Origin of the sequence: Bartonella sp. AC10YNML, assembly GCF_042196825.1 — a bacterium.
GTDB lineage: Bacteria > Pseudomonadota > Alphaproteobacteria > Rhizobiales > Rhizobiaceae > Bartonella.
The window spans coordinates 145,427-167,957 of sequence record NZ_JBHIRA010000003.1; the positions used below are offsets into that span (position 1 = coordinate 145,427).

General features: G+C 39.1%; 28 protein-coding genes. 5 read left to right on the forward strand and 23 right to left on the reverse strand.

What is annotated here, in order from left to right; translation table 11 throughout:
• The 17 genes from ACFINA_RS02975 to ACFINA_RS03055 form a co-directional block, all read right to left on the reverse strand.
• On the reverse strand, positions 1 to 264 hold a 264-nt coding region (locus tag ACFINA_RS02975; RefSeq protein ID WP_375615034.1), incomplete at its 3' end, for a TrbG/VirB9 family P-type conjugative transfer protein.
• 27 nt (positions 265 to 291) lie between these two features.
• Positions 292 to 1,146 (reverse strand): P-type conjugative transfer protein VirB9, encoded by an 855-nt coding sequence (gene virB9, locus ACFINA_RS02980; protein ID WP_375615035.1) that lies wholly within the window; start codon positions 1,144 to 1,146, stop codon positions 292 to 294.
• Positions 1,147 to 1,148: 2 nt separating this feature from the next.
• The gene (locus tag ACFINA_RS02985) at positions 1,149 to 1,820 is read right to left on the reverse strand and encodes a virB8 family protein (RefSeq protein ID WP_375606522.1); all 672 of its coding nucleotides are present in this window, start codon (positions 1,818 to 1,820) and stop codon (positions 1,149 to 1,151) included.
• Positions 1,817 to 2,104 (reverse strand): type IV secretion protein VblB7, encoded by a 288-nt coding sequence (locus ACFINA_RS02990; RefSeq protein ID WP_375615036.1) that lies wholly within the window; start codon positions 2,102 to 2,104, stop codon positions 1,817 to 1,819. Before ACFINA_RS02990 ends, ACFINA_RS02985 begins: the two co-directional genes overlap by 4 nt.
• A gap of 6 nt (positions 2,105 to 2,110) precedes the next feature.
• Positions 2,111 to 2,998 (reverse strand): type IV secretion system protein, encoded by an 888-nt coding sequence (locus tag ACFINA_RS02995; protein WP_375606520.1) that lies wholly within the window; start codon positions 2,996 to 2,998, stop codon positions 2,111 to 2,113.
• A gap of 46 nt (positions 2,999 to 3,044) precedes the next feature.
• Entirely contained in the window at positions 3,045 to 3,467 is a 423-nt protein-coding gene (locus ACFINA_RS03000) for an EexN family lipoprotein (RefSeq protein ID WP_375606519.1), read from the reverse strand.
• A 98-nt stretch (positions 3,468 to 3,565) separates the two neighbouring features.
• Positions 3,566 to 3,733: a hypothetical protein gene (locus ACFINA_RS03005; RefSeq protein ID WP_375615037.1), complete on the reverse strand. Its 168-nt coding sequence runs from the start codon at positions 3,731 to 3,733 to the stop codon at positions 3,566 to 3,568.
• Positions 3,734 to 3,759: 26 nt separating this feature from the next.
• A complete protein-coding gene (locus tag ACFINA_RS03010) occupies positions 3,760 to 4,164 on the reverse strand; it encodes an EexN family lipoprotein (RefSeq protein ID WP_375615038.1) in 405 nt (134 codons plus the stop codon).
• 252 nt (positions 4,165 to 4,416) lie between these two features.
• Positions 4,417 to 4,821, reverse strand: a complete 405-nt coding sequence (locus ACFINA_RS03015; RefSeq protein WP_375615039.1) for an EexN family lipoprotein — start codon at positions 4,819 to 4,821, stop codon at positions 4,417 to 4,419.
• Positions 4,822 to 4,896: 75 nt separating this feature from the next.
• Positions 4,897 to 5,085 carry a hypothetical protein gene (locus tag ACFINA_RS03020; protein ID WP_375615040.1) on the reverse strand — a complete coding sequence of 63 codons (189 nt, stop codon included), beginning with the start codon at positions 5,083 to 5,085 and terminating at the stop codon, positions 4,897 to 4,899.
• Between the two features lie 26 nt (positions 5,086 to 5,111).
• Complete coding sequence (locus ACFINA_RS03025; RefSeq protein WP_375615041.1) at positions 5,112 to 5,495, reverse strand: EexN family lipoprotein; 384 nt, start codon at positions 5,493 to 5,495, stop codon at positions 5,112 to 5,114.
• A 97-nt stretch (positions 5,496 to 5,592) separates the two neighbouring features.
• Positions 5,593 to 5,760 (reverse strand): hypothetical protein, encoded by a 168-nt coding sequence (locus ACFINA_RS03030; protein ID WP_375615042.1) that lies wholly within the window; start codon positions 5,758 to 5,760, stop codon positions 5,593 to 5,595.
• A 35-nt stretch (positions 5,761 to 5,795) separates the two neighbouring features.
• The gene (locus ACFINA_RS03035; protein WP_375615043.1) at positions 5,796 to 6,200 is read right to left on the reverse strand and encodes an EexN family lipoprotein; all 405 of its coding nucleotides are present in this window, start codon (positions 6,198 to 6,200) and stop codon (positions 5,796 to 5,798) included.
• Positions 6,201 to 6,224: 24 nt separating this feature from the next.
• Positions 6,225 to 6,983, reverse strand: a complete 759-nt coding sequence (locus tag ACFINA_RS03040; protein ID WP_375615066.1) for a type IV secretion system protein — start codon at positions 6,981 to 6,983, stop codon at positions 6,225 to 6,227.
• A complete protein-coding gene (locus tag ACFINA_RS03045) occupies positions 6,980 to 9,340 on the reverse strand; it encodes a VirB4 family type IV secretion/conjugal transfer ATPase (protein ID WP_375615044.1) in 2,361 nt (786 codons plus the stop codon). Before ACFINA_RS03045 ends, ACFINA_RS03040 begins: the two co-directional genes overlap by 4 nt.
• Positions 9,340 to 9,663 carry a type IV secretion system protein VirB3 gene (locus ACFINA_RS03050; protein WP_375615045.1) on the reverse strand — a complete coding sequence of 108 codons (324 nt, stop codon included), beginning with the start codon at positions 9,661 to 9,663 and terminating at the stop codon, positions 9,340 to 9,342. Before ACFINA_RS03050 ends, ACFINA_RS03045 begins: the two co-directional genes overlap by 1 nt.
• Positions 9,664 to 9,681: 18 nt before the next feature.
• Positions 9,682 to 10,032: a TrbC/VirB2 family protein gene (locus ACFINA_RS03055; protein ID WP_375615046.1), complete on the reverse strand. Its 351-nt coding sequence runs from the start codon at positions 10,030 to 10,032 to the stop codon at positions 9,682 to 9,684.
• A gap of 159 nt (positions 10,033 to 10,191) precedes the next feature.
• Between ACFINA_RS03055 and ACFINA_RS03060 the strand changes: the two genes are divergently transcribed.
• Entirely contained in the window at positions 10,192 to 10,938 is a 747-nt protein-coding gene (locus ACFINA_RS03060) for a nuclease (RefSeq protein WP_375615047.1), read from the forward strand.
• 578 nt (positions 10,939 to 11,516) lie between these two features.
• Here ACFINA_RS03060 and ACFINA_RS03065 read toward each other — a convergent pair.
• Complete coding sequence (locus tag ACFINA_RS03065) at positions 11,517 to 11,960, reverse strand: hypothetical protein (RefSeq protein ID WP_375606508.1); 444 nt, start codon at positions 11,958 to 11,960, stop codon at positions 11,517 to 11,519.
• A 3-nt stretch (positions 11,961 to 11,963) separates the two neighbouring features.
• Entirely contained in the window at positions 11,964 to 12,290 is a 327-nt protein-coding gene (locus tag ACFINA_RS03070) for a YqjD family protein (RefSeq protein WP_375606507.1), read from the reverse strand.
• 1,017 nt (positions 12,291 to 13,307) lie between these two features.
• Here ACFINA_RS03070 and ACFINA_RS03075 point away from each other — a divergent pair.
• Both ACFINA_RS03075 and ACFINA_RS03080 read left to right on the forward strand, forming a co-directional pair.
• Positions 13,308 to 14,210 (forward strand): MotA/TolQ/ExbB proton channel family protein, encoded by a 903-nt coding sequence (locus tag ACFINA_RS03075; protein ID WP_375615048.1) that lies wholly within the window; start codon positions 13,308 to 13,310, stop codon positions 14,208 to 14,210.
• Complete coding sequence (locus ACFINA_RS03080; RefSeq protein ID WP_375615049.1) at positions 14,207 to 14,785, forward strand: biopolymer transporter ExbD; 579 nt, start codon at positions 14,207 to 14,209, stop codon at positions 14,783 to 14,785. Before ACFINA_RS03075 ends, ACFINA_RS03080 begins: the two co-directional genes overlap by 4 nt.
• Before the next feature lie 840 nt (positions 14,786 to 15,625).
• On the opposite strand, the gene dut (ACFINA_RS03085) is transcribed toward ACFINA_RS03080, so the two are convergent.
• The 3 genes from dut (ACFINA_RS03085) to ACFINA_RS03095 all read right to left on the reverse strand — a co-directional run bounded on the left by dut (ACFINA_RS03085) (position 15,626) and on the right by ACFINA_RS03095 (position 17,855).
• Positions 15,626 to 16,192: a dUTP diphosphatase gene (gene dut / locus ACFINA_RS03085; protein ID WP_375615050.1), complete on the reverse strand. Its 567-nt coding sequence runs from the start codon at positions 16,190 to 16,192 to the stop codon at positions 15,626 to 15,628.
• A 78-nt stretch (positions 16,193 to 16,270) separates the two neighbouring features.
• Positions 16,271 to 16,801, reverse strand: a complete 531-nt coding sequence (gene dut, locus ACFINA_RS03090; RefSeq protein ID WP_375615051.1) for a dUTP diphosphatase — start codon at positions 16,799 to 16,801, stop codon at positions 16,271 to 16,273.
• Between the two features lie 244 nt (positions 16,802 to 17,045).
• A complete protein-coding gene (locus tag ACFINA_RS03095; protein WP_375615052.1) occupies positions 17,046 to 17,855 on the reverse strand; it encodes a VIT1/CCC1 transporter family protein in 810 nt (269 codons plus the stop codon).
• A gap of 1,353 nt (positions 17,856 to 19,208) precedes the next feature.
• On the opposite strand from ACFINA_RS03095, the gene ACFINA_RS03100 reads away from it, so the two are divergent.
• Both ACFINA_RS03100 and ACFINA_RS03105 read left to right on the forward strand, forming a co-directional pair.
• Complete coding sequence (locus ACFINA_RS03100) at positions 19,209 to 19,874, forward strand: hypothetical protein (protein WP_375615053.1); 666 nt, start codon at positions 19,209 to 19,211, stop codon at positions 19,872 to 19,874.
• A gap of 293 nt (positions 19,875 to 20,167) precedes the next feature.
• The gene (locus ACFINA_RS03105) at positions 20,168 to 20,368 is read left to right on the forward strand and encodes a hypothetical protein (protein ID WP_375615054.1); all 201 of its coding nucleotides are present in this window, start codon (positions 20,168 to 20,170) and stop codon (positions 20,366 to 20,368) included.
• Between the two features lie 1,384 nt (positions 20,369 to 21,752).
• On the opposite strand, the gene ACFINA_RS03110 is transcribed toward ACFINA_RS03105, so the two are convergent.
• On the reverse strand, positions 21,753 to 22,277 hold the full coding sequence (locus ACFINA_RS03110) for a type II toxin-antitoxin system PemK/MazF family toxin (protein WP_375608131.1): 525 nt from the start codon (positions 22,275 to 22,277) through the stop codon (positions 21,753 to 21,755).
• Positions 22,278 to 22,531 lie beyond the last annotated feature (254 nt).

The following is a 22,531-nucleotide window of genomic DNA, read 5'->3' on the forward strand; positions in this document are numbered from 1 at the left end:
TCCGGTTCCTGGATTAACGCCTTTGGGTTGATAGGCTTCGTTAAAGACGCATAGGATATTTTTTCCCTGTCTTAGGGTGAAGCGTGCGCTAATGGCATGGTCAGTTACCCTGTTGCCTCTTGTGGTTTTGGGAACTAGTGATTCTGTACCGTCATTGCTGACAATATAAATGGCAGGGATTTCTTGGTTGTCGGGAAAAGACAATGTTGTTGTTCTGCTATCCCTAATAGTGTCTCGATCTTCGATGATTGATTTATCACTCATGTGTTGTCCCCTTTAATTCCCGCTTATTTAAAGATCTGATGCAATTTTACGTTCAACAGCTGGTGAGGTGGTTCCGGTTCCTGGATTAACGCCTTTGGGTTGATAGGCTTCGTTAAAGACGCATAGGACATTTTTTCCCTGTCTTAGGGTGAAGCGTGCGCTAATGGCATGGACAATCACCATGTTGCCTCTTGTGGTTTTGGGAACCAGCGATTCTGTACCATCATTGTTGACAATGTAAATGGCAGGGATTTCTTGGTTGTCGGGAAATGTAAATGTTGTTGTTTTGCCATTGTCATAAACAGAGGAGGGTTCAAGAGTGATAGAGCCTTGAGCGGTGTAAGCCCAATTGCGTGGTCCATAGGTTTCAGAAGCGTTGAAGATACCATCAATCTGTTGGGATTGTTTTTTTTCTTGTCGCATAAGGGCTGCAAGTCTTCTTTGTTCTGCTTCCTCTTGTGGGTAGCGGAATTTCACAAGGAAATATGTTTCTTGTCCAGAGGAAATTTCTCCATCTTTAATGATGAGTTCAAATTGATAAGAGCGCTTTGAGCCATCAAGCTTTGTGGTGACGACTTGGAGATTGGTAATGGGTTGGACTTCTCTTGCCTTTAGAAAAAGAATATTACCCGCTGGTGCAACTTCCCATGCAACGCTGTTGCCAATCGCTACATGAGCAATTTCTTCATTGGCAGAAAATTCTATTTGTACGGATGAGCGTATGGAGCCAATAATTTTAGTGACATTATAAGCATCATAATTAATAAAGCGAATGCGGCTATCGTTGGGCGCGCGGGTGGGAAAAACACTGGCATGGCTCAAGGCTATAGGAGAAAAGGCAACAGCCATGTTAAGAATGAGAAAAAGAAATTTTTTTTTCATGATCAGTTGACCACTTCCGGATCGGTTCTATATTCATTAACAATAAACCCTAGAGGATTTATTAAACGGTTTTGGACAGAGATAGGGGCATTGATATATTCAAAGGTAAGTGTTGAGACCCAGTGTGTGATAAATTCTTTGTTGTTCTCGTTATCACGGACGGTTTTGTAATAGCGTACCTGTGCGACATCATCATTGATAAAGGAGATTGATTTTATTGTTATTGTAACGGCGGCATGTTTATAGAGAATTTGAGGGCTTTGGGGATTTCTTGCTCCATACCAGCTGGCGAATCTTTGCTGTTCTTCAGAAGAAGAGAGAAGAGAGACGGTTTGGAAATTATGCTGTGTTTCTTCTGTGGTGAAACCTTCACGGCAGCGGACGTATTTTGCGGCGAAGTAGCGTGTGATGGCTTCGTCGACGTTTGTGGGACCTTCTTTTAAGGCTTCTACGACTTCAACAATGCCGGTTGAATTGTCGACGCGAATGACAAAGGGTTCCACGGTTTTAAGGGGCGTGAGGGTGATGACCGCGAGAGAAGACATTATTGCAACAGCAACCGCGATGCCGGCAATGGTAAGGGAGACGCGGGTGGTGCGGCGTGAGGCGAGCATGCGGTCTTGATCAAACGAGCGCGCTTCGGCAATATATTGTTCTACGTCTTTTTCTTTCATGCCTTTTTTCCGCAATCTTTGTAGGATTTTATTTCTTCATCCGTTAATTTTTGTGCCAGAAGCATTTCCAGCTTCCCCTCTTTCACGGATGGGGTGGTGTTGTTACTGATGATGATGGGCGTGGGCGTGGGGTTTTTCCCTTCCCAATTCCACATCGATCTGTTGAGTGGACGTTTAGAATATCCATCACATTTTGGCAGCGACTTCAGCGTGTTTGGTGAAGACATACAGCCACTGAGAAAGAGAAATGGTAAGATAATCCCAATTTTTTTTAATTCCCGCATTTGAACTTAGGCCTTTGCTAATAGTGATGCTAATTTTTTTGCACCGTTCGTTATCGTTTTAGCTCCTCCTGAGCCTGTAAGGGAGGCCCCCCCAGAGGCTAAAGCGGAAGCCATGCTAGGTAAATTGAAGAAAAGAAAAATACCACCAAGGCCAACCACCATAAATGCGCCATAGGAAAACATGATATCTACAATGTTTGTTGTAAAGATTTTCAGTGCAAGTTTGATATACATACCACCAAGCAAGATGACTAATATCTGAAGTATGATGAAGTTTGCAACTTGTCCTAACCATGCCTCTGTAAAACGCCTTGTTGAGGAAAACATAGAGAGGCTTATGAAGAGCGGTCCCACTGATAAGACGAGAAATAAACCCAGCTTAGCAAACATTGTGACGTAAAAACCAATTATGCAAAAAACAGCAGCAATCACGTAACAGGCAAAACCAACTATCCAAGCAACAAGATACGCACCCAATGCAAGCCATGATGCAGATTTTGCTTCATCAAAAACATGTGCAACAGCTTTGTTTAACATATCGTCCCATATATTTTTATCTGAGTGTATTGTACCTTGTGTGGCGTGTGCAATGGCATTAGGCAGAGCCTCAAAAAATATATTACCGACCCACTCATTATAAAGAGCAGCATTAGTGGCAAGCGAAACAATGATGCCAAGTTTGAAAGCTGTCGTTATAAATTCCCATAAGGGCATAGAAGAACGCCCTGAGATGATATTGTACCCTATAAATATAATGTAGATTGTACAAGATGCTTTAAGCGGAGCACTTAAACCCAATGAAAGGCTTTTAATGGAGTCAGTCATTATTTCCATAATAGGATTCGTTAACATATTTTCTGCCGTGGTAAAGAAATCTATTTTTTCGAATGCCATTGCACGTCCATTCTATCTAATTTTTGCAAATATGATCATTTCTGATTCAATTATTATCGTTGTTCTGTTTAGCTTTAGCGCGTTCTTCTGCTTCTCTTTCGGCTTGTTCTTTTGCTTTTTCTTCAGCTTTCCATTTTTCTAGTTCAGCTTCTTTTTTTGCTATTTCGGCTTGCCTTCTTTCATGTTCAGCTCGCATTTCGGCTTCAAATTCTTCCTGCGCTTTACGCATGTTTTCGTTGTGTTCCCTAATTCTCTCTTCAGCTTTTGCTTCATATTCCTTTTGAAGTTCAAGTTGTGCTAATCTTAGGTTTTCACAATTTTTTGAAGTTCCTGCAAATCCACATTTCGCATTCCACTCTCCCATCAATTTTTTATCTTTTTTAAATTCTGCAACGCTATAGGTTTTTTCACATCCAGCAGCGATAATTCCAGTGCAAAGCAGTAATGTCGTTATGAGAACTTTATTCATCAATATTTCCCCTTCTTTCTTTCAGTTTTACAAGGTTTGAGCACAATCTTTAAATTCTGCTTGTGTTATCGGTTGTTTTACAACCAGTGATGATAAATCTAGGGCACAGACATATTGTTGCCATAAATATAGAGTGCACGAAGCTTTTTAAGTTGAGCAGCTAAAGCACAATAGTGATATGAAAGGGTTTTATCCATTGTCTTTGTAAGGGGATCCATCAACATATTGTCTATCTTAGTGAATATGCCTTTGCTTTCTACTGCCATTGAGATGCTCCGCTCTTCATTATGTCTTAATGGTTATTTTGTTGTTCTTCTGCCGCGCGCTCTTTTGCTCTTCGTTCTTCTTCAGCGCGTGTTTCCGCTCTTTGTTTTTCGAGTATTTTTTGAGTCTCAGCCTCCCTTTTTTCAAGTCTGGCTTTTTGTTTCGCCATAAATTCTTCATATCTTTTGCGATTTTCTTCTGCAATTTTACGACTTCTTTCTGCTTCTTTTGCTTCATATTCTTTCTGAAGTTCTAAAAATGCTAACCGCATGTTTTCACAATTTTTTGAAGTTCCTGCAAATCCACATCTAGCATCCCACTCTAAGCGTAATTTTTCATCTTTTTTAAATTCTGCGACGCTATGGGTTTTTTCACATCCAGCAGCGATAATTCCAGTGCAAAGCAGCAATGTTGTTATGAGAACTTTATTCATCGATATTTCCCCTTTTTCCTTTCAGTTTTTAAAGTTTTGAGCACAATCTTTAAATTATGCTTGTGTTATCGGTTTTTACAACCAGTGATGATAAATCTAGGGCACAGACATATTGTTGCCATAAATATAGAGTGCACGAAGCTTTTTAAGTTGAGCAGCTAAAGCGCAATAAGAGATTCAAGAGTGAATCGCTGTCTATACGAGGATATTTGCTTTTTATTGCCATTGAGATGCTCCGCTTTTCATTATGTCTTAATGGTTATTTTGTTGTTCTTCTGCCGCGCGTTCTTTTGCTTCTTGTTCTTCTTCAGCGCGTTCTTTTGCTTTTTGTTCAGCTCGGAATTTTTCATTCTCAGCTCTCATTTTTTTAATTCTGGCTCTCATTTCAGCTTCGGAATCTCTAATCATTTTTTGAAACTTTTCATCATCTTCACGCTCTCTTTCTGCTGCTTTTGCTTCATATTCTTTCTGAAGTTCTAAAAATGCTAACCGCATGTTTTCACAATTTTTTGAAGTTCCTGCAAATCCACATTTAGCATCCCACTCGAAGCGTAAATTTTTATCTTTTTTAAATTCTGCGACGCTATGGGTTTTTTCACATCCAGCTGTGATGAGCCCTGTGCAAAGTAGCAATGTTGTTATGAGAACTTTATTCATAGATATTTCCCATTCTTTCTTTCAGTTTTTAAAGTTTGAGCACAATCTTTAAATTATGCTTGTGTTATCGGTTTTTTATAACCATTGATGATAAATCAAGAGCACAGACATAATGTTGCCATAAATATAGAGTGCACGAAGCTTTTTAAGTTGAGCAGCTAAAGCGCAATAGCGATGTGTAATGGCGTTATCCATTGTCCTTGTAAGGGAATCCATCAACATATTGTCTATCTTAGTGAATATGCCTTTGCTTTCTACTGCCATTGAGATGCTCCGCTCTTCATTATGTCTTAATGGTTATTTTGTTGTTCTTCTGCCGCCCGTTCTTTTTCTCTTCGTTCTTCCTCAGCACGTCGCTTTGCTCTTTGTTCAGCTAATTTTTTTTGAGTTTCTGCTCTCATTTTTTCAATCCAAGCTTTTTGTTTAGCCATAAATTCTTCATCTCTTTTGCGATTTTCTTCTTCAACTTTTGCCTGACGTTCTTTCTCAAGTTCAGCGCCTGCTACTCTTAGGTTTTCACAATTTTTTGAAGTTCCTATCCCTCCACATCTCGTGACCCATTCATCAAATAATTTTGGATTTTTTTTAAATTCTGCGACGCTATAGGTTTTTTCACATCCAGCTGTGATGAGCCCTGTGCAAAGTAGCAATGTTGTTATGAGAACTTTATTCATCAATATTTCCCCTTTTTCCTTTCAGTTTTACAAGTTTTGAGCACAATCTTTAAATTCTGCTTGTGTTATCGGTTTTTTATAACCATTGATGATAAATCTAGAGCACAGACATAATGTTGCCATAAATATAGAGTGCACGAAGCTTTTTAAGTTGAGCAGCTAAAGCGCAATAGCGATGTGTAATGGCGTTATCCATTATTTTTGTAAGGGGATCCATCAACATATTGTCGATATCAGTAAATACACTTCTGGTTTCTATTGCCATTGAGATGCTCCGCTCTTCATCGTGTTTTTTATAATTTAATCATTATTTTGTTGTTGTTCAGCTCGTTCTTTAGCTTCTCTTTCGGCTTTTTCTTCAGCGTTTCTTTTTTCCATTTCAGCTTTTAGTTTTTTTATTTCAGCTTGCCTTGCTTGATGTTGAGCTTCCATTGCGGCGTCAAATCTTTCCATCGCTTTACGGTTTTCTTCTTCGCGTTCACGCGCTCTTTCTTCAGCTTTTGCTTCATATTCCTTTTCAAGTTCAAGTTGTGCTAATCTTAGGTTTTCACAATTTTTTGCAGTTCCTGCGAATCCACATCTCACAGCCCATTCTTCAAATAATTTTTTATCTTTTTTAAATTCTGCGACGCTATAGGTTTTTTCACATCCAGCTGTGATGAGCCCTGTGCAAAGTAGCAATGTTGTTATGATGATCTTGTTCATGTTCAAGCCCCTCTTTTTTCTCGTTTATTGACCACGCAGTTTTTTGGCATAATCTGCATATCGCGCTGCAAATTCTTCGTAAGCTCGTTGTTCGGCAGCTTTGTACTCCGCTTGTTGAATCATCGCGGCGGCTTGCATTTGGAGAACTTGTGTTTGGAGTTTTGCTTGTATCGCTGATAATTGTGCTTGAATGCCTTGAATTTTACCCGCATCTTTAGTACTTCCAAGTTCGTCAAGGAGCTTGTTAATGGTTTTTTGTGTTTCACTGGCTTCTTCGTAGACATCTTGGCCTTTTGCCGCTTGTCCTATCGTGTTCTGTTCGGCTTTTTTCACTTCCTGTGCGTAAAAAGCATCTGCTGCCTCTTTTGATCCAGCGCCGCCTGCGGGCTCTTTGTATAAGAGTTCTTCTTGCCATTTTTGCGTGTTTTTGCTGCCACCACCGCCGCCGCCACCGCTGCCACCGCCGCCACTGCCCATCGATTGTTGAAAGTGGTTAAAGTCAGAAGGCAGGGCGCCACTGCTCCCTTGCTTGTTAAACATGTCTTTCAATTCAGAGATGTCAGGCTTGACATTTAAGGATTTAGAGAGATCTTGCAATTGTTTAAGCTGACCTTTCAATTGATCAAGCTGTTGTTTGCCTTGTTCGAACTGCTTTAATGCTTGTTTATATTGATCAGCCAATTTTGCAGCAGCTGTGGGATCAAATACCACGATGGCAAAGGCATTTGTTTGAAAGCCAAATGAAGCTGCATAGACGGCTGTTGCCAATAAAAGTTTTTTCATTGTTTTGACCTTTCTTGGAAAATAGGAAGCCATTTTTCTGGAGATTGTCCAACTTCATCCATAATGGTCTCTAAAAGTTCAATGTTCTTGGTGGTGCCACTTAAAATGGCTATTTCATCATCAAAGCCCCGTAAGTTCAGTTCTGCGACAACTGAACTTTGTCCTTGCTTGATGAGAAAACGCCGTGACTCACGGCTTAATTCTGCTTGTATCAGGTTAAATTCTCTGTCCGATAATTTAAAACCTTCTACATAATCCCCATGATTGCCCTTCTGGTTGGGAAAATAAATCTGTGTTGGGCATTGCTCTATAATGGTGTGCGCAATGGTTGAATTAATCGCATCTTTGGGAGATTGTGTTGCAAACAACATCAAACCATTTTGTTTACGAATAGTTTTCAGCCTGTCTTGCGCAAAGGCTTTAAAGGAATCATCCTCTAGCGCTTTCCAAAACTCATCAATGACAATGATAATACGACGCCCATCAATCAAAGACAAAATTCTATGAAAAAGATACATCATTAATGGGGGACGAATTTCATTATTGTCTAAAAAATCCGTCATGTCATAACCAATAAATTTTGCATCAATGCCAATGTCATCATCAGGATTGTCAAAAACCCACCCTAAGGCATTGCCTTTACACCATCTCTCTAAACGACCCGCTATCCCCTCTCTATGCGTGGTGTCAAAAAACATTTGTAAGGCCGATATCGTCCGTTGTTCTTTGGGTAGTAAGGCAAGTTGGTCAACAGCAGCAGAAATATCTTGTCTTTCTGATTCACTGATCTTTTGATCTTCAGAAGAAACAAGCTTGATAATCCATTGCCGTAAAAAAACTCTATCTGCTGGATTGTTATAATCTAAACCCTTAAGCGGCGCTATGCCCGTTGGTTTACCATTCTTCAAAGGCATATAAGTGCCACCACCAGCCCTCACAAAAAGTTCTGCTCCGCGATCTTTATCAAAAAAGACCATATTGGGATCATGCTTTTGAAGTTGTGCTAAAAGAAAATTAACAATAACCGTTTTCCCAGAACCAGAGGGACCACAAACAAACGTATTGCCTAAATCTCCAAAGTGAAAGTTAAAATAAAATGGTGAACCAGCAGAGGTCTTCATTAGTGCGACCGCTGGTCCCCATACATTGCCATCTATTTTCCCAACCGGAAAGGAATGAAATGGAGAAAGCGCTGCATAATTGCGGCTTGTTATCGCACCAGAACGCGTGCGATAAGCATAATTGCCAGGTAATTGTGCCCACCAAGCCGCCGCTAACCCTAAATCTTCCCGCGCAATGACAGCCCCACCATCTGTAAGACGAGAACGCGCTTTGGCAAGATTATCCGCTAACTCTTGCGGCGTATCAGCAAAAACTGCCAATGATAAATGATGCTCCCCTAAAACAAAACGATTGGATTCAAGATCATCAAGCGCATCATCCAGTTCCATAATTTGTGAACCTGCTCGATCTCCCGCATTGACCATTTGATTCTGTTTGCGCCCCATAATCTGTTTGGCAGCATTTTTGCTCTTGAAAACAAAAGATTGGGTGAAAATAAATTCAAAGGGAAGGGTGAGCAAACCATCCGCCATGCCTACCCTGGTTTTTGCTGGATATTCTTTCCAGCCAAACATGCCCGCAAATCTCTGTCCTGACTCAGTGCGTATTTCTATGATCTCTTTCCCGAAAATAAGACGGTCTGAGTAAACAGTCGAAGCTATGGTCCCCCATGTGAGAGGGATACGTTCACGACGACCTCCCACCAATTGGTGGATAAACTCACTTTGCTGCGAATAAATATTGCCTTCATGTTCATAAAGACTCAATCTTCTTGCACCATAGCGCTCTAAATTTTGAATAAGATCTGTGGTAATATCTTCAAGTTTGCGAATGGATTCCGCATCAACTTCTGTCTTTTCTTGCTTGGCTTTGCCTAAACGTTTGAAAAACTCCACTAATTTATCCGTTTGATCAACGTGTGGATTCCACAAAATCGAAAGATAAAGATCATTGCGATAAAGCTCCTGAGAAACCATCCTCTCGCGATATTTATCATCTAATTGCTTGGCAAATGCTGATCTAAAAGTGCCATCCGGATAAATCGTTTCACGCTTTCTGATAATATGGCTATAAAGCGCTATCCGTTCATCCGCAATGTTTTTAAACAGATTGTTGAGCTGTTCGTGAAGCACATTCAGATCAATAATATCCGCTGTCTCAAAGTTAATCCCTTCAAGTTTAATAACGCTCATGAGAGCGCGTGAATCCAGCGCAATGATATGCTTGTTAACATGGCGCACGTAAGGGATAATCGCCTCTGGCTGCTTTTCACGCTTGCGCTCTGTTGTTTTCATTATAATTCCTCATAATTACGAATTAATCGTAATGGAGAAATACTTCCCCCACCCCATAGACTAGAGTTTCTGGCAAAAATAGATGTCTTTTGCCATGTCAGAAGAATACGAAATTTATTATGGTCATGCTTTAGGATTTCCTTGAATATGAAATGCAGCATCACACCAAAGGTTAGAAGAAAAATATTGCCTGCCATAATAAACAACATCATCGTTCCTATCCCATTTAATCCCATAGCTTCCACCGTTACACCTGCAATCATGGCAGGGCGTGTGCAAGCAAGAAATAGCGTATCTTCTGTTAGCTTTTCGTGCTCTTTCATGGCTTTGAAAGGCTAAAGTTAATGGGAAAACATTGATACGATTTGCGATGCACCCATAACAATGCCGATGCCAACACAAACAAAGAAAGCTTTACGCATTTCAACATAACCAGCAATCCAGGCAAGCCCAATACCAGCAACCGCAATGGTGGCAATTGATGTTGCAATTTTTCCTGTTAAAGCTTCAATTATTTTATCAAGAGCAGTTTCAATTTTTCCGAAGCCGCCATCAGCAAATGCTGGTTCACTCAGTATAATGAAGGCAATAAACAGCATCAATGCTGTTGTTAACCATTTCTTTTGTGTATTGGATAAAAGACCTTTTTCTAAGGTTTGTTCACAACTGAACGAATAATTCATGTTTTTCATGAAAATTCCCCCGCTTTATGTTTAAGTTAATCATAAAATTAATAATTAAAATATTAATCGGGAATCATATAAATGAAAAAAATAAATTTTTCTATCTATAAATTAACAATATTTAATCTTTTCTCAGTTAATGAACAATAAAATATAGTAATATTCAAAATGATACTTTCAAAATGTTTTCGATCAGTGCTTAAATATCTTATCTTAACGTCTATTATTATTTTTGCTGTAATCTTTTATTTGAATCAGCATACTGAAAAATTTATGCAATCTTCTTTTTTTAAAGGACCAGAAAAAACAATAGAAACCACTGTTCAAAATCCAAAGTTAAAATTGACCGATTACAAAAACCAACACGATGTAAACCAAAACGATGTGGCTTTGCACCCAGAACCATTCGCATCACAATTTTATGAAGAAAATGTACCGGTCTATTCCGGTGCTATACAGGTAACGAGTGGTGTTACCTTTAAAATGATCACGCTCGTAGATGAGGGATGGAGAAAAAAGATCGTCCGCAATATTCGACTATATGGTGTGGAATCCTGTGAAACACGACAGTTTGCCTCACGCAATGGAATTAAGTGGCCATGTGGTGCTTTCGTCACCGCGTGGCTTGTCTCAAAAACAATTGATAAAAATGTTACGTGTCGCCAAGCACGTGTCATTCAACAGGTTCATTATGCACAATGTTTTGTGGATGGGGTTGATCTTGCACAGTTGGGGCTGACAGAAGGGTTGATGGTTTTGACAAAAGATCAGCATAATTTCCCATCACCCGCAGACTATAAAAACTTACAATCTGCGGCTCAAAAAGCAAAAAGAGGCTTGTGGTCAAGCAAATTTGAAACACCTGAAGATTGGCGAAGAGATCATGGAAGCTATAATCCCATTGACCATTATTGATAAAGCGTCCTCTTAAGCGCTATTTAATTTTATGAAGACAATACTCTACTGCGAATCTTATCAGAAAAAAGTTAATTATAATCCACACGGCCCTTGGTGGACAACGCTCGTTATGGAAATTTGTTGGGTTTAAAGCTTGCTTTTTGATAGGTTGCTTACTACAGCACTATGTGGGAGCGTGTTTTTTCCCCTAAACAAAATAGTCATTGTAACAAAAATGAGTGTTCAGTAAAATCTGAACACACGCAAACTACTGATGTGACCTATGGTCATGAAAAAAGGCTTATGAAAAAATAGAGAAAAGGTAAAACTGAAAATACCTTGCCTTCAAAAAGCAACCAATTGCTTCAAATCAAACCAGAACTTTTAATGCAAGCTTTGCCTCATGTTGCCATGTTTATGAAAAATGGGGACATCTGAAAGGGAAGCGGTTCTATGGAATTTTTATTCAAAATGAAGGGGATTTCTTTTCAGGCACTTGAAGAAGCTAAAGAGACTATGAGGAAAAAAATGTGCTTTCTTTTGTTATAAAAGAAAGCACATTGAGGGGGGGATTTAGAGTGACAGTTTTACATATTTTACTCGGAAAAGCGGTCTTTTTTATCTTTTTTCCACAAAAAATAAGTTGCAAGTCCGAGAATGGGAACACTCAATTTGGCAAAAGGGAGATGTTGACTGAGAGCTGCAAGGCTGGAAACAGTTGCATCTGTCATCAGTTTGTGGCGTTGTTCTTCTGTCTTTTTTTGTTGGTCATAGCGTTGATAAGTTTTGAGAACGCGACTGATAATAAGACCTAATCCCGCAAGAGAAAGACAAATTAAAAACATGATACTAGCGGCAGCAAGAGGCTTCATAACAGAACATAACGCAATAAAACCGATGGTACATAAAAAAAACAAAGACATGAAGAATGAAATGCCAATAAACCCATAAAAAATTGCTTGAAGGCGTACTTGCTTGACTGTGCTTTTAAGCCCTCCACCGACAAGATGGTTTAAAAGAGGAGCGATAAACTTGTGCATTGCTTAACGACGTAGTAATTGAGAAAGAATAAAACCAACCCCTGCGGCAAACAAAACGCTTTTGCCAGGATTTTTACGAACGCATTGATTCATGGTTTGTTCAAGATCACTGATTTTGTCTTTTGCTTGAGACATCATGTCTTCACCACTTTCTTTCGCTGAGTGATATAGTTTTTCCGCTTTGTCTTTGGCGGCGTTGAATTTGTTTGCACCAAGATCTGTTAGGGTTGAGGTAATCCCTGAAATTTCAGTGCGTAACTTTTCTAATTGTCCTTGTAGGTCTTTTTCTACGGCTGTTTTATCGTGCTGTGTTGTTTTATTATGGGCCATGATATTTTATCCCTCTTGATTCATTATATTTGTATTGATGTGTTCATAGTGATCATTTGCATTGGAGTGAAAATTTTCACTGCTTGAGTAACGCCAAAAGCTTTTTTTGGTTCCTTTCATTTTGTCGAATTTAAAACTGTTTTTGATAAAATAAATCTTTCCTATACGATATGCTTTGTCTGTAAAGGGGGCGTATTTGTTGAGAATTGTCTTATATGCTTTTATGCTTTTGCAGGAATTTAGCACCATTCTTCAGTTTCTCGTGGCGCAGTTTTTTTTATAATAGTTTTTTAAAAAGCGTGTTGAGGTTTATTTTTTAAGCTTGTGACAGGTAAAAAACATCGTTGTTGCGATTTTGCGGCAGAAGTAATGTCATTTTTATGCTTTTGAAGAAGAAAAAGAAAATAATATTGCGGCTTTTTGCTCTCTATGTATTTGGGGGCAACACCCGCTCCCCATGATACTTTTGGTCAGTTTAAGATATTGCGATAGTTCTTTTTTTAAACGTAAGGTATATTTTTATTTTAGGATAGGAGAGGGACTTCAGTGCGCGGGTTGTTAGAGATGTGCATATCCTTTTCTTCAAGAGTTTTATGATATTTTTGCTGCTTGTTTCATGTAAGCAAATATTTTGTTGGCTTTAAAAGAGCTGCTGAAATGAGAAAAGCTTTGCGATATGAGAGATTTATTTAACAGGAACGATGATAAATTATTCTTATAAATTAAAATATTATATGCGATACTTCTTGTAAATTTATCATTTTGCCTAATTTATGCAATAAATTGATTGGGTAAGATAAACTTGTTGAATTGTTAGAGAAAAATTTCTTGAGTAATTTCTTTAGAATTAAGAGAGAGCTTATGAAATAAAACTATACTTGATTTATCAAGTTTTATTTTTTAAGAGAAATACAAAAGTGACGTTAAAAGGGTCGTGGCATTGTGGAACAGTGATGCTATGCGGGGTGACGATCCAGCTCATAAATAAAGATAAGAGCACAAGAATGTGAGATAAAAATGGAATCTGAAACAGTCCCTTTAGATAAAACAGTCCCTTTAGATAATATGTCTTCTGTATTGACAGTGCATGATTTTTCTCCTTTTTCTATGTTTATGGCTGCTGATTGGGTGGTGAAAGCCGTTATCATTATTTTGTTACTTGCTTCACTTATGTCTTGGACAATTGCTTTTGTGAAAATTGTTGAGATCACTTTGGTAAAACGAAGAGTACGTCATGAACTTCAATTGGTTCTAAATGCTCAGACTCTTACGCGTTTGGCAGCTAGCTTGAAAGAAAGTAAAGGAGCTGGTGTGTTTTTTCTCAAAGAAGTTCTTAAAGAGGTGTATCTTTCTGCACAACAGGTTCATTTTTCTGCTCCTGAAGGGATAAACGAAAGCTCTGGTGAAAAAAACAGTACAGGGGAAAGTGCACAAACGATTGAAGATATTCTCTTTTATGAGGAGAGCAATCAATATGAAGATGTTTCCCGCGATGTTCGCGATGCTAAGGCTCGTGATGTTCATGAAGGTTTAAAAGAAAGGGTTCATTCACTTTTGTCACGCTGCTTGCTGGCTGCTACACGCCGTGTTGCATGTGGAAGCGCTGTTCTTGCAACTATTGGCGCAATTGCTCCTTTTGTTGGTCTTTTTGCAACTGTTTGGGGAATTATGAATTCTTTTATTGGGATTGCTCAGTCTCAAACAACGCGACTTGATGTGGTGGCGCCTGGAATTGCTGAAGCCTTATTCGCAACGGCTGTTGGGCTTTTTGTGGCTATTCCCGCCGTTGTTATGTATAATAGCCTTATGCGTGCTTTGAGTGGTTATCGCAGTGATTTAGGCGATATCGCTGCTGCTCTTGAAAGGCTCTTGAGCCGTGAACTTGATAGACAAAGACAACAGAAAAGTCATAAAAAATGAAAGCAAGCCTTAATAATGATTGGGATATAGACGAGAGTGGGTTGCAAAGCGAAATCAATGTGACCCCTTTTATTGATGTTGTATTGGTGTTGCTTATTGTTTTTATGGTTGCAGCGCCTTTGGCAACGTCTGTCATTTCCGTTCAGCTTCCTTCTATAACTCAAGCACCTTCAGTGGTTCAGTCTGATGAACCTCTTTATGTTACGTTGCAAAAAGATCGTTCTCTTTACATTGGTGATCATCTTGTAGAACAAGCAGCTTTGAGAGAAGCTTTGTTGAGGGAAACTACGCAAAATTTAGAGGCAAAAATTTTAATCAAAGCGGATAGCGAAATTGATTATGGTACTGTCATCGATTTACTCAATCAAATACGTATGGCTGGATATAATAAAATTGGTCTTGTAGGATTGCAAAACTCTACCAATCTTGTCTCAAGAGGTGAGATCAATAATAAAACAACAGGGGTAGAGGACGCTGCTGTCGATGGAGCGGGTGGTAACGTTGTAGGACATGTGGATACCGTAACAACGGGCACTGCGGGAAACGCTAATATTCCAGCCGATGTCTCTGATTAGTGATAAAAACAGCCTTTGTTGCGGGAAGAAAAGAATATTATTCAAAGCCATAGAGTGAAATTGATGAGGGTTTTGTCGTGGTTTTGTTAAACCAAATACGTATGGGTTTGATATTACGCAGGGGGTTCATATATTGAATCGGTTTTTTTAGGATTAAACTCTACTCATCTTGCCGCAAAAGGTATAATCAAGAAAACAGCAGAGGCGATAGTTGTGTGTCTTAATAATCTTAAAGCTCTTTTTGCGGCGGTGTTTATAAATGGTATAACGGTCAAGCCTCCTGTAAAATAATAAAAAATCTATCAAACATCACCATCTTTATGCTTAACAAAAGAGTAAGCGAGCACCATTATCGTATTTATATTTTTTTCCCAATGTTGCGACAGTGTTTAGTATAAGTATTCATTGTAGGCATTTTTCCAGTTGTTATCTGCATGCTAGCCACGTTTGGAACGTGAGAAACATGCTTTTGATTGATTTAATATAAATAGGCTTGCTATGAAACAATCTTACAATATTGAGATTTCTTATTTAAGTTGCAAGACAATTCATTATTATTATAAATCAATATGATGTATAGATTGTTGACATTACCAGTGGTGTGTGAACTCTCAATGGTTAGTGCCAATGTTTTTGTTATGGGGGAGGGGTATCGGGTGATAATGAAGTTTTGTATAGCGTACGAGACGTAATTGAGAGATACTTATTTAGAGGTGCGTTTAGTGAAAAAACTTTGAAAGCAAATGCGCATTCCCTCTGCACTTTAAAAGCCCAAAGAATTTCCAGTGAAAGAGTGGTTGGGTATGTGTTATTTTGAGAGTAGCGATCTTTCAGAGCCTCTTAAGTGTGTCCCGTTGAACCAAAACCTCCTGTTCCACGGCTCTCGTTATGGCTTTGGGTATTTTGCTCTGGTTCAATGGCGCAAACATTAACTTGGGATACAGGGGCGATGACTGTTTGGGCAATGCGCATGCCCCGTTGGATTGAAAAGTCTTCTTGGCCTAAATTGATAAGAAGGACTTTGACTTCACCACGGTAGTCACTATCAATCGTTCCTGGAGTGTTGAGGCATGTGATGCCGTGTTTTAAGGCTAAGCCAGAGCGTGGACGTATTTGTGCTTCAAACCCAAGGGATAAATGAAAAATGAGACCTGTTGGAATAAGAGCACGCTGCCCAGGTGCAAGAGTGAGCGTTTCTTCTTCTCCAATGGCGGCGCGTAGATCAAGGCCAGCAGAACCCGCTGTCGCGTAGCAAGGAAGTTCTAAACCTTGTCCATGTGCAAGACGCTGAACAAATAAAGTCTGGGCATGTGAAGGTTGAGAAGAGACTGGAGAAGAGTAAGGATACTTATTTAGAGGTGCGTTTAGTGAAAAAACTTTGAAAGCAAATGCGCATTCCCTCTGCACTTTAAAAGCCCAAAGAATTTCCAGTGAAAGAGTGGTTGGGTATGTGTTATTTTGAGAGTAGCGATCTTTCAGAGCCTCTTAAGTGTGTCCCGTTGAACCAAAACCTCCTGTTCCACGGCTCTCGTTATGGCTTTGGGTATTTTGCTCTGGTTCAATGGCGCAAACATTAACTTGGGATACAGGGGCGATGACTGTTTGGGCAATGCGCATGCCCCGTTGGATTGAAAAGTCTTCTTGGCCTAAATTGATAAGAAGGACTTTGACTTCACCACGGTAGTCACTATCAATCGTTCCTGGAGTGTTGAGGCATGTGATGCCGTGTTTTAAGGCTAAGCCAGAGCGTGGACGTATTTGTGCTTCAAACCCAAGGGATAAATGAAAAATGAGACCTGTTGGAATAAGAGCACGCTGCCCAGGTGCAAGAGTGAGCGTTTCTTCTTCTCCAATGGCGGCGCGTAGATCAAGGCCAGCAGAACCCGCTGTCGCGTAGCAAGGAAGTTCTAAACCTTGTCCGTGTGCAAGACGCTGAACAAATAAAGTCTGGGCATGTGAAGGTTGAGAAGAGACAGGATGATTGTTTAGAGGGGCGTTGGTTTCAGTGTGCGACATGATCGAGGCATTTCCAAAATATGAGGTCTAGAAGAAAATGATACTTTAACAAAAGATATCTATAAAACCAAGTCGATAAAGGTGTGTGGATATAGGTTGTCCCCAGAGCTTGCTTATCATCTCTTGCTGACCTAAAATATTCTACAACACCACCTAACATCATCAATGGCATCATCAATGATGGCTTATGCCTAGGGGCATGCGCTTATTTGAGATCTAAATTATGGTTACAGATAAGATTTTTTTAGATACTACCGATAAGTATACCCGTGGCAAAAACCAAGGCACCTCCAATGATGACCTGTAAAGAAGCGCGCCAAAAGGGAGTTGACATGAATCTGTTCTGGATCCAGACGATGGCGCCTAGCTCGAAAAAAACAATGATAAAAGCAATAATTGTCGCTACATAAAAAGAGTTGATCAAATAGGGAAGCGTATGGCCTAATCCTCCTAATGTGGTCATAATGCCGCTGGCAAGGCCTCTTTTTAATGGCGAACCACGTCCTGATAATTTGCCGTCATCATGGGCTGCTTCTGTGAAACCCATCGAAAGTCCTGCACCAATTGAAGCTGAGAGTCCTATCAAAAAAGTTTGATGCGTGTCTCCCGTGGCAAAAGCTGCGGCAAAAATGGGGGCAAGGGTGGAAACAGAGCCATCCATTAACCCTGCTAGACCTGGTTGAATCCAAGTCAAAAGTGTTTGTCTTTGCGTTTTCGAAGGTTTTTTTATGGTGTGATTTGCCGCTGTTGTTTTTTGGGAGGGATGGCGGCTCTTGTCTTTCACAAGAGAAGTTTTGTCACATAATGAACCGATAGTGTTTGCACGATTATGGCAAGAAAGGCACAAAAGTTGCTTATAATTTTTAAGCTCTTGAAGCCCCATGGCGGTAAAAACCGCGGCTTCCCTAGAGGAATAAGGTTCTAGAGCTTTTGCATATTTTAAATAGAGCGCCGCATGTTGCTCTTTTATTTTGAGTGCGCGAAGCATCATTGTTTGTGCTGAACGAAAGGACAGAGCTTTACGTTGTACAAATGAAAAAAACGATCTCAACATTTTCTGTTCCTCTGCACTTTAGAATAATTCTAAAACATAAGAAAAATAAACCGAAAGTCAATCTAAAAGTTCAAAACTGAAAAATTGCAAAAAGGTTGCAGTAAAAAAATGCTGGGGTGCTATGAAAGTAAAGCTGGCAAATAAATTCAAGTACAGGAAGATTTATTAAGTGGGAGATTTATTAAGTGGGGTCGAGAGGGGGGCGTGAAAGCATTGAGAGAAAATATGCTTTATTATGCTAAAGGGACGTTTTCAATGGAGCATTCTAATGTATTTTGAATATATGGAAATAAGCGGGCACGATCATTCATTTGACGGATTCAAAAGACGATAATAATCTTTGGAATTTGAAATAATTCTTTAAAAGAGACTTTTTTCAAGGAACAAAAGTCTCTTTCATGAGGGCGTCCGTGAAGAGTATAAAAGAGTAAAACAGTAAAGCCTTCATACAATAATATAAACTAAATAATATAAACTCCATTGAGTCTTTCCATCTTTACGCTGCATAAAAGATATTGATTTATAATGATAATCTAGCGTTATTCATATTGAATTAGCCTCCCGAATAACGTGGGATTCTCTCATTTCAAATCTGTTTATCTTGAATCAATCAAAATCACTTGCTTGCACACTACAAGCGGGGTTGGCGTGTGGGTAAAAACTATAGAAGAAAGAACTAAAAATGGCTCTTATGAACCGTCTTAAGAGCCAAGGGCTGTCGCAATATTGGGGGCTGGCAAATAGATAGTGCTGGCTTGTTACTTCATAAAGAGCAAGCCGGCATCGTCATACACCTTAGCTCCCAGTGTTGCGACAGCTTTTAGCTCGGTTCATTATAGGTATGGCATTTTATTGTACAGTTTTACGCCAATCATCCTGCTTGTGGAGGTGTAAGTCAGTATTCTTATGATATTTACGCGCATTTTAGCGTTGTTACAGCTTTTGCATTTAGAGGTGGATTTGATGTAACGAATTATCTTTTGTGCTGTAATTGCAGGGGCAGGTTTAAGGGTGGGAGTGCATAAATGAAAGAGATATTATCATATCCAATTGTTTGATCACGCATGAAAATTGATACTTTATGAAGGGGCATTTATCGCCTTGTAACTTGCCTGATATCTTGTATGAAAGCCCAAAATTCAGTAAGATTCTCTCACTTTAAAACTTCTTATATTGAAGCAATTCAAATCATTTTCTTGTGTATCACAAGGAGGGGTGTGGTTGTGAGGCACTTAAAAAGTGTGGTAAGTTGCAGTGTGAGGGGAGTATAATCTCTGTGTAGTGAAGGAGATTGCTCTTAGCGTTTTGAAAAAGAATAAAAAATTAAGTTTCGTAGAAAAAGGCGGGGAATATATGGAAATTGATGAAAGTTTAGAATGGCTTTTACGTTCTCAAAAACTAACAATACTGCAGGCAGCGTTATTGATAGTGGGCTTGAATCCACTTATATGTGAATTTACCAACGAACACAGACCTGAAGACAGTGGTATTTACGAAAGAGGGGTGCGAGTACCGTTCGCTAAAATTGCTTTGTTCCGAGCTGTTTATAGTGAGATAGTAAGAGAAGCAAAAGAGGGAAAATTAAGGGTAGAAGGGTACTATCATTGTGATTTGGGGGGGCGTTTGGACGAGAATCCTATTGTTCAAGATTCTTCTGTTGTTTCCTTAGATAATTTAAAAGAATGGCTTTTATTGTGTGGTAAGAGACCTAAAGTTTTTTTTCCTGAGGATGATTCTCGTGACGTTAAGGATCAAAAATATTATACGTTTCAAGATCCAACGCATCCACGCTATGCCCCAAAGCTTGCTGCTATTGTTGCGGCTTGGGAAGCGGTGAGTGAGGCTGAGGGTGGTAAAACTGTTAAAGGAACGCTTATAAAGTGGCTGCAACAGAATGCTGATCAATATGATTTACGCAATAAGAAAAATGGTAAGTTAAAAGAGGATGTTATTGAGCAGCTTGCAAGTATTGCCAATTGGGAACCTACCGGAGGGGCGCCTAAGACACCTGCCAATTAATTTTATCAAAAGAAAAAAAATAAAAAGATCACTAAAATTGTGCTGCTTTTTTTGATAATTTTGAAGATAATCTCTTTTTCTGGGGGAGATTTTTACTTTTCTTCCCTAGATTATAAGTAATTGTTTTTTAATGAAAATAATTTTTATAGTGTTCCTCTGACTGTTCAGGCGGGGAAAAATAGACATTTTGGGGCAGTAAAATTTACCCTGTAGTTTTCGTAACTTACCTCTCTATTTTTGTTTGATTTTTTTGGGCACTTTTAAAATCCAAATCAACTGAAATGGATTTAAATATGAAAAAAAGAAAGTCTTTTTTTACGGTGCGTGGAAGTGCAAAAAATTCTCAAGTCAATGCACCGATATTGGAGCAGCCTGTTGCCGATGAGGTGGTGCGTAAATCGTTTAGAATAGGTGTATTGTCGTGTTGGTTAAAGTTTGAACTTACCCTTGTTATGGAAAAGGTCAAAGCTGAGCGTCATGTGCGCTCTCCATAAAGAAATCTTGTCATCTATGAGCGAGTGAGGATTTCTCTTGAAAAATTTGCATAATAGTAAAACTAGTTAGCAAAACCTGTTCTATGGCGCAACAAAAAGGATGTCATAAATGATTATCTCATCATCAATATGCTCTAAGAATAACCCTTGCGTGGCGAAAGTCTATGGCGTAGTCGCTATAGATTTTTGCTCCGTGTGTGATGATCAATGCTCTTGTTTATCTCTTGTCAATGCAAGTGCCAATGAAAGTGATGGGTGTAGTTTGACACTAGGCTTTATACTCAGTGGGATTAGATGGTAATTTGTTGTTTTTATGTATAAAATTTAGCATTCAATGCGCGTTTTGTCAAAATAGATTTTGACATTTAAAATTGTAAAAAAGAGCTAAAAAGAGTGAAAATCAGAAAAAAGTGCATTTTCATGCTAAAAATGAGAGAAGGCTTTGAGAGGTCTTTGACCCCCCTTTGAGAGCCTTTTAAAAACTCTTTGAAAAAAAATTAATTGGTACAAAACCTAGTGTCAAAATATACAAAACTTGATGACAAGCTACAATGGGTGTCTATTGTTCCATTGTGATGCTTGGTTGTTCATGTTTAGAAACGACAAGTGTATTAAATGCGATAGGGCTGATAGAAAGGAGAACGTATCCTGTAAAAAATAGGTATGTCTTTAAAATAAAGCTGATAAACGAAATTATTTTTTTTATCTACCTTTTATATGGTGAGAAAAAAGGCTTTAAAAGCGCAAGCATACGCAATTTAGCAGTAAATCCCAAAATAGCTTAACATAGATCGTTTCTCGGAAAAGAGGAAGAAAATCTATCTGCAAAAGCTATGTTAGGTCATGTGACCGGTGAAATAATGTGGTTAGGGCGACAAACAATTATTATTGGTGAAGAGATAGAAATCGATTGGGGGTTGATTTCTAGTTTATTAGAGAATTTTCTTTGTTCTCTCGTAAAATACGATCGTTTGAGGTGTGGTCACTATAAAGCGAAGCTTTTTTCAATCTTGGAAAGATATTCCCATTGCGGTAAATCATATAAAGTTTAAGAAACGGCAGCACGATTTTTTGTGCAATGAAATGATAAGTATGTACAACATCTCGGTAATCTCCATGGGAAACTTTACCGGATCAACAGTACGGATATTGTCTTTTGCTTACCCCAAAATCGCAAATATTTCAAAACAACAACGGTGGAGAATGAATGTGGATATGTTTTAGGGAAGGTTGCAAAAAATGGCTAAAAAGTTCTCAAAAAAATACCAAAAATGACGAAAGGAGCGGTTTCCCACTCCTTCGTTCCTATCTCCCCTTGCGGGGAAGCGGCCACCATTACTGATGCCGTGTATGGCGGTATATGTACGCTTATTTTTTTCAAAAGTCAATAGTGTAAATGCGGTAAATATTTGAGCATTAGAGCTACAACTTTATGAAAATCTTCGCAGGATAATCTTGGAACGGTACGTGAGCAACTTAAACGACTTACAGAAACTGTTGTGACATAATTGCAGATAATCCATGCTTTTTTATTCTCTATGGGAGATTGTATTGGATACGCAGCGGGATTATTGGGTTGTGATTTCGTTGAAAAAGGCAAAACTGTCACATTTCCATATAATTTTGCATTCTTAGAAAGCACTAAAACAGGCCGCTTTTTCCAAAATTCAGGGAGTATCGAATCATGAGGAAAATCGCACCAAAAAACTTGCCTGATGCGTGGTGCCGATTTGATTCGTGGTTTTATATGAGGTGGTTTTTCGTAAGGAGCATTTAAATCCCTTTCTTTTATATGCTCACGCCATGCATTATGATCATGTTCCATCATAACACATGGTTCTTCAAGTTTGGTTATATCTAAGGAAATAGGTGATAGGGTAGAAGGCGCTGTGTTCTTATCTTCAGCCATAGCAGACCATTTATATTTATTGGTCCCCTCACTTATTATTTTACGGCTTTTCTATCACGAGTTTTTATCAAAATGTTGCCCATAAGTACAGAGAGGTGAAACCATAAAATGGATGTCTCTGCTTATTTTTGTCTTTTGAGTACAACGCTAGAGGAGGGATGTTGGTGACTCGTTGGTGTTGGTGGGTTGGTTTGGGTGGGGATTGGTGACTGGAGGGTTGTTGGTTAGGGGGGAGAAGTGATTGGAGAGAACGA

Bases quoted from the DNA above. Each gene is read 5' to 3' on its own strand.
- virB9 (WP_375615035.1), bottom strand. From the start codon at position 1,146: ATGAAAAAAAAATTTCTTTTTCTCATTCTTAACATGGCTGTTGCCTTT.
- ACFINA_RS02985 (WP_375606522.1), bottom strand. From the start codon at position 1,820: ATGAAAGAAAAAGACGTAGAACAATATATTGCCGAAGCGCGCTCGTTT.
- ACFINA_RS02990 (WP_375615036.1), bottom strand. From the start codon at position 2,104: ATGCGGGAATTAAAAAAAATTGGGATTATCTTACCATTTCTCTTTCTC.
- ACFINA_RS02995 (WP_375606520.1), bottom strand. From the start codon at position 2,998: ATGGCATTCGAAAAAATAGATTTCTTTACCACGGCAGAAAATATGTTA.
- ACFINA_RS03000 (WP_375606519.1), bottom strand. From the start codon at position 3,467: ATGAATAAAGTTCTCATAACGACATTACTGCTTTGCACTGGAATTATC.
- ACFINA_RS03005 (WP_375615037.1), bottom strand. From the start codon at position 3,733: ATGGCAGTAGAAAGCAAAGGCATATTCACTAAGATAGACAATATGTTG.
- ACFINA_RS03010 (WP_375615038.1), bottom strand. From the start codon at position 4,164: ATGAATAAAGTTCTCATAACAACATTGCTGCTTTGCACTGGAATTATC.
- ACFINA_RS03015 (WP_375615039.1), bottom strand. From the start codon at position 4,821: ATGAATAAAGTTCTCATAACAACATTGCTACTTTGCACAGGGCTCATC.
- ACFINA_RS03020 (WP_375615040.1), bottom strand. From the start codon at position 5,085: ATGGCAGTAGAAAGCAAAGGCATATTCACTAAGATAGACAATATGTTG.
- ACFINA_RS03025 (WP_375615041.1), bottom strand. From the start codon at position 5,495: ATGAATAAAGTTCTCATAACAACATTGCTACTTTGCACAGGGCTCATC.
- ACFINA_RS03030 (WP_375615042.1), bottom strand. From the start codon at position 5,760: ATGGCAATAGAAACCAGAAGTGTATTTACTGATATCGACAATATGTTG.
- ACFINA_RS03035 (WP_375615043.1), bottom strand. From the start codon at position 6,200: ATGAACAAGATCATCATAACAACATTGCTACTTTGCACAGGGCTCATC.
- ACFINA_RS03040 (WP_375615066.1), bottom strand. From the start codon at position 6,983: ATGAAAAAACTTTTATTGGCAACAGCCGTCTATGCAGCTTCATTTGGC.
- ACFINA_RS03045 (WP_375615044.1), bottom strand. From the start codon at position 9,340: ATGAAAACAACAGAGCGCAAGCGTGAAAAGCAGCCAGAGGCGATTATC.
- ACFINA_RS03050 (WP_375615045.1), bottom strand. From the start codon at position 9,663: ATGAAAGAGCACGAAAAGCTAACAGAAGATACGCTATTTCTTGCTTGC.
- ACFINA_RS03055 (WP_375615046.1), bottom strand. From the start codon at position 10,032: ATGAAAAACATGAATTATTCGTTCAGTTGTGAACAAACCTTAGAAAAA.
- ACFINA_RS03060 (WP_375615047.1), top strand. From the start codon at position 10,192: ATGATACTTTCAAAATGTTTTCGATCAGTGCTTAAATATCTTATCTTA.
- ACFINA_RS03065 (WP_375606508.1), bottom strand. From the start codon at position 11,960: ATGCACAAGTTTATCGCTCCTCTTTTAAACCATCTTGTCGGTGGAGGG.
- ACFINA_RS03070 (WP_375606507.1), bottom strand. From the start codon at position 12,290: ATGGCCCATAATAAAACAACACAGCACGATAAAACAGCCGTAGAAAAA.
- ACFINA_RS03075 (WP_375615048.1), top strand. From the start codon at position 13,308: ATGGAATCTGAAACAGTCCCTTTAGATAAAACAGTCCCTTTAGATAAT.
- ACFINA_RS03080 (WP_375615049.1), top strand. From the start codon at position 14,207: ATGAAAGCAAGCCTTAATAATGATTGGGATATAGACGAGAGTGGGTTG.
- dut (WP_375615051.1), bottom strand. From the start codon at position 16,801: ATGTCGCACACTGAAACCAACGCCCCTCTAAACAATCATCCTGTCTCT.
- ACFINA_RS03095 (WP_375615052.1), bottom strand. From the start codon at position 17,855: ATGTTGAGATCGTTTTTTTCATTTGTACAACGTAAAGCTCTGTCCTTT.
- ACFINA_RS03100 (WP_375615053.1), top strand. From the start codon at position 19,209: ATGGAAATTGATGAAAGTTTAGAATGGCTTTTACGTTCTCAAAAACTA.
- ACFINA_RS03105 (WP_375615054.1), top strand. From the start codon at position 20,168: ATGAAAAAAAGAAAGTCTTTTTTTACGGTGCGTGGAAGTGCAAAAAAT.
- ACFINA_RS03110 (WP_375608131.1), bottom strand. From the start codon at position 22,277: ATGGCTGAAGATAAGAACACAGCGCCTTCTACCCTATCACCTATTTCC.